Source organism: Streptomyces calidiresistens (assembly GCF_014141525.1).
GTDB classification, from domain to species: domain Bacteria; phylum Actinomycetota; class Actinomycetes; order Streptomycetales; family Streptomycetaceae; genus Streptomyces; species Streptomyces calidiresistens.
Window position 1 is genome coordinate 1 of record NZ_VKHS01001193.1, and the last position, 1159, is coordinate 1159.

General features: G+C 76.6%; 1 protein-coding gene. It reads left to right on the forward strand.

Annotated features, from left to right (window positions below):
• Positions 1–64: 64 nt before the first annotated feature.
• Positions 65–940: a tRNA (guanosine(46)-N7)-methyltransferase TrmB gene (gene trmB / locus FOE67_RS26325; RefSeq protein ID WP_182667329.1), complete on the forward strand. Its 876-nt coding sequence runs from the start codon at positions 65–67 to the stop codon at positions 938–940.
• Positions 941–1159: the final 219 nt, after the last annotated feature.

The following is a 1159-nucleotide window of genomic DNA, read 5'->3' on the forward strand; positions in this document are numbered from 1 at the left end:
GGGGAGATCACGGCCGGGCGGCGGGCGGGACCCGACGGCCGGCGGGCGCCGTACCATCGGGGCCATGACCTCCGAGCAGTCCCGTACCGCCGAGCGGGTCGCCGCCGGGGAGCGGCGGCGGCCCGTGGCCGGAATCCCGGCCCCCCCGACCGCGCCCGTCGTCCCGCCCGCCTCCACCGGGACGCCGGACGGGGCGATGTTCGCCCCCGGCACCGGTCCCGCCGCGAACCCGGCGGCCGGCACCGGTGACCGCCACCGGGGCGTGCGCAGCTTCGTGCCCCGCCGCAGCCGGGTGACCACCGCCCAGCGCGAGGCCCTCGAACGCCACTGGGCGACCCGGGGACTGGAGATCGACGGGCGCACCCCGGTCGACCTCGACCGGCTCTTCGACACCCTGCCGCCCGGCTCCCCCGTCGTGCTGGAGATCGGGTTCGGGATGGGGGAGGCGACCGCGCTGATGGCCGCCGCCGACCCGACCACCGGTGTCCTCGCCGCCGACGTGCACACCCCCGGCCAGGGGCACCTGCTCAAGCTCGCCGCCGAACGCGGCCTGGAGAACGTCCGGGTGGCCAACGGCGACGCCCTGCTGCTCCTGGAGCACATGCTGCCCCCGGCCTCCCTCGCCGGGATCCGGGTGTTCTTCCCCGACCCGTGGCCCAAGAAGCGGCATCACAAGCGGCGCATCGTGCAGCCGCCGTTCGTGGCGCTGTGCGCCTCCCGGTTGGCGCCGGGCGGGGTGCTGCACTGCGCCACCGACTGGGAGCCGTACGCCGAGCACATGCTGGAGGTCCTGGAGGCCTCCCCCGAGTTGGAGAACACCGTGCCGGGCGGCGGCTTCGCGCCCCGACCGGACTTCCGGCCGGAGACCCGCTTCGAGCGGCAGGGCCTGGACAAGGGCCACCGGGTGCGCGATCTGCTCTTCCGGCGCCCGGTGGCCTGATCCCGGCACCGGGAACGCCCCGGCGGGATCGATGCTCCCCGGCCGGCGGGGCCGGGACCCGTCGCACCTCCTTGGGGGGCGGGCCGCGGCCCCCGTATGGTCGGTCCGTGCCCCGGTCCGTGCCCCCGCTTCCCGACGCCCCGTTCGGCGCCGCGCCGGCGGGGTCCGCCCCTGTCTCTTATACACACCTGACGCTGCCGACGAAGCTGCAAGTGTAGA